The sequence below is a fragment of the Sandarakinorhabdus sp. genome (assembly GCF_031422795.1).
Lineage (GTDB): Bacteria > Pseudomonadota > Alphaproteobacteria > Sphingomonadales > Sphingomonadaceae > Sandarakinorhabdus.
Genome location: NZ_JANPML010000317.1, coordinates 1 through 3,392, shown reverse-complemented (window position 1 = coordinate 3,392; position 3,392 = coordinate 1). Strand labels below are relative to the sequence as shown.

The 3,392-nt window shown below is 70.0% G+C and carries 1 protein-coding gene and 1 pseudogene; both read right to left on the bottom strand.

What is annotated here, in order from left to right; all coding sequences use genetic code 11:
• On the bottom strand, positions 1-1,665 hold a 1,665-nt coding region (locus RMO81_RS11540; RefSeq protein WP_310476025.1), incomplete at its 3' end, for a transglycosylase domain-containing protein.
• Positions 1,662-3,392: pseudogene (locus tag RMO81_RS11535) on the bottom strand (alpha-2-macroglobulin); the annotation flags it as partial. The gene RMO81_RS11540 and the pseudogene RMO81_RS11535, both read right to left, overlap by 4 nt.

Below are 3,392 nucleotides of genomic sequence, written 5' to 3'. Positions count from 1 at the left end.
GGTACCGGAAACGCCGATCATCGCATCGCCTTCGAAATTGCCGACCCACACCGCCACGGTGAATCGCCTTGAAAAACCGATGCACCAATTGTCGCGCATGGCCTTTGAAGTGCCGGTCTTTACCGCCGCCGGGAAGGGCAGCGACAGGCCGGATTCCTCGCCGAAACTGGCGCTGCGCGCGGCGGTATCGGCCAGCAAATCGCGGATGATCGCGGCGGCGGCAACGTCGATGATCCTGCCGGTTTCCGGTTTCCCATTGGGATCCAGCGTCAACGGCCCACTCAGCCCGCCCAGCGCCAATGTGCGAAAGGCCGCGGCCTGTTCGAGCAGCGTCACCTCGGCCGATCCCAGTGCGAGAGAGAAGCCGTAATAATCCCCCGGCCGGTCGATACCGCGATAGCCGACGTCGAACAGGCGCTGCCGGAACGGCTCCACCCCGGTGAGCAGCAGCGCCCGCACTGCCGGCACGTTCAGGCTGTTGCCCAGCGCCGTACGTACCGACACCGCGCCGCGAAAGCCGCGATCATAATTTTGCGGGATATACAGCCCGGTGGCGGTCTCCAGATCGACGGGCGAATCGTCCAGCAACGATGCCGCCGTCAGCAGCCGCCGTTCCAGCGCCAGCGCATAAAGCTGGGGTTTTAGTGTCGATCCGGCCTGGCGCGGCGCGGTGACACCATCGACGGCGGCGGCCCGGCTGGCGGCGCCGGCGCTGCCCACCCAGGCCAGTATGCGCCCGGTGTCATTGTCCACCACGACTGCGGCTGCGTCGCGGACATTGCGGGCGCTGAGCGCCGCCAGTTGCCGATCGAGCGCGGCGCGCACCAACCGCTGCACATCGGCATCGATGCTGCTGCGCAACGTCCCGCGCGTGCCTTGTGGCAGCAGCCGATCCGCCAGATGCGGGGCGAGATCGCTGGATTCCACCCGCTGGCGCGGCCCCAGCAGCCGCGCCGTGGCCAGTGTGATGGCGGCGCAATCAACATCGGGCGCGGCCCGGCACGCCCGGTTCAACACAGCTTCGGCAGGCGCAGACGGACGGCGGGCCAGCGCCACCAGCACGGCGTTTTCCGCCGGCTCCAGCGTTGCCGCCGGTCGTCCGGCGAGCAGGCGGGCAGCGGCATCCACGCCCACCACGTCGCCGCGCAACGGCAGCAGGTTAAGCCAGGCCTCAACGATCTGCGCCTTGCTCCACCGGGCTTCCAGCGCGCGGGCGGCGCGCATCTGGGCCAGCTTGTCGAGTGCGCCGCGCTGGCCGGCGCGGGCCAGACCGGGATCGATCAGCGCCGCCACCTGCATGGAAATGGTCGACGCGCCGCGGCCGCCGTTGCCCGTCATTCGGTCCCGCGCTGCGCCGGCGACGGCCCGCCAGTCGATTCCGCCGTGCTGCCAGAAGCGCTTGTCTTCCGCCGCCACCAGACGCTGCACCAGATCCGGGCTGATGGCGGCGAGTGGCAGCCAATCGAGCCGGCGGGTGTCAGGATCGGTGCGGCGGCGGGCCAGTTCGCGGCCCTGCCGGTCGAGCAGGATGGCCTCGCTGCCCGGTTGTGCCACCAGCGTGGCAAAGGCCGGCACCGGCGCCGGCTGCGTGCGCCAGACCAGCAAACCCAGCAGCACCAGCAGCGCCAAAGGCAAAGCGCGGGCCCGCCGCAAATTGTCCTTCATCGTGCGTCGGCAACCACCAGCGTGCTGCCGGGCAGGAGCGCGTTGATGTCAGGTGCATACATTGCTTCGGCGCGGGCGGGCGGCAGGGCAAAGCGGCCGCTGCTGCCCAGCCGGATGCGATATTCGATGGTGGCGGGCGCGGCACCCAGTTGCTGCCAATAGGCGCGGTAGACGCCGGTGCGACGCTCCACCCAGTCGGGTGTTTGGCCGGCGCTTGCGTCGCCTTCGGCCAGGATTTCGGAACGGCCTGCCAGCCCGCCGCCCAATATGGTCGCGCCGGCCGGCACCGGATCGCTGAGCGCCACCCAGGCGGTTTGCGCCCGCGCTTGCAGCGTGATGCGGATCGTCAGCACATCGCCCCGGCTCCAGCGGCCCGGCACGGCCTGGCGGACGGGGATGATCTGCCGGCGCAGGCTGAGGCCATTGGCGATGGGCTTGGTGGCCGGCACCGCGGCGCTGATCGCAACCATGGCCCAGGGCTGGCCGCTGCCAGCGTGGCTGATACTGAGCGGCGCGCTGGCGGCGGGCATACGGACGGGCGCAGGATCGGGCCATGTCGCCACCTGCTGCGCCGTTCCCAATGCAACCATTGTGCATCCGGTCACCGCGCCCCTCTCGAATTGCGCTGCAAATCCAGTCAGCGCCAGCCGGCCGAGCGCATTGGCCGGCGTCGTGTCCCAATGGCCGCGCTGCTGCTGTTGCATCAGGGCGCGGGCGAGGCGGGGGGCGTCAGCGGCCCAGGCCGGATCGGTATTGGCCACCAGCAGCAGGCGGGCCAGTGCCGCATCGCGCCCGCTCATCAGGCTCCAGTCGTCAGCCGGACCGGTAAATCGCATCACCGTGCCGCGATCATCGAGGCGGGCACGCAGCCGGGCCAGCGTCTGCGCTGCGGCGGGGCCATTGCCGCTGGCCAGCTGCACAGCGCGCCAATCGAGCAGTGCCGCTGGCCCCCACTGGTCGGGCGTGGCGTTGAAGCCGGCAAGCATGCGGCCCACCGCTTCGCCCCCGACCTCCTCAATTTCCGCTAGGGCGGCCAGCGCTGCCAAACGGTCGCCTTCAACGCGGCCTTCGGCGACCGGGCGCAGGCCTGCGAGCATCCGCGCCTTTTCGGCGGCAGGCAGCGGCCAGCCGGAGAGGCGGGACAGCCGGAGAGCATAGGATGTGAGGTCGACATTGCCGTTCAGCCCGCCGCGGGGGAAGAAGCGCAGCAGGCCGCGCCCGTCCATCCACGCGCCGATGCCGGCGACCTCGCGATCCCACATGGCGCGGTTACCCAAGGCGACGGCCTTCGACAACCTTTGTTCGATGCAATCATAGGGATAGGCGGCCATATAGGCCTGCATTGCCGACAGATTGCCGCCCAGCGACGGCGACAGCGCCACCGTGACAAAGGCCGTTCCCGGCAACGCACCAACCGGCATCACGATGGGCAGGCCAGCACGGGTGAGCGCGGCCGTGATGACGGCGGACGGCACGGCAGGCTCGACGATCTGCTCCACCTGAACGGCATCGGCCGCGCCGCCACCGCTGGCGGCAAGTTTCCACGTCAGCGTGCCGGCGGCCGGCGCGGTGGCGGCAAAGGCGATGGTCTGCGCGGCGCCAGCAGCCAGGGTGATGGGTCTGGCCGGCCAGCGGGTGTTGCCGGCGCTGGCGTTGATGGTGACAGGGAGGCTGCGCGCCGTGGTGTTGCGTACTACAATTGTCGCCACATAGGTGTCGCCAGAGCG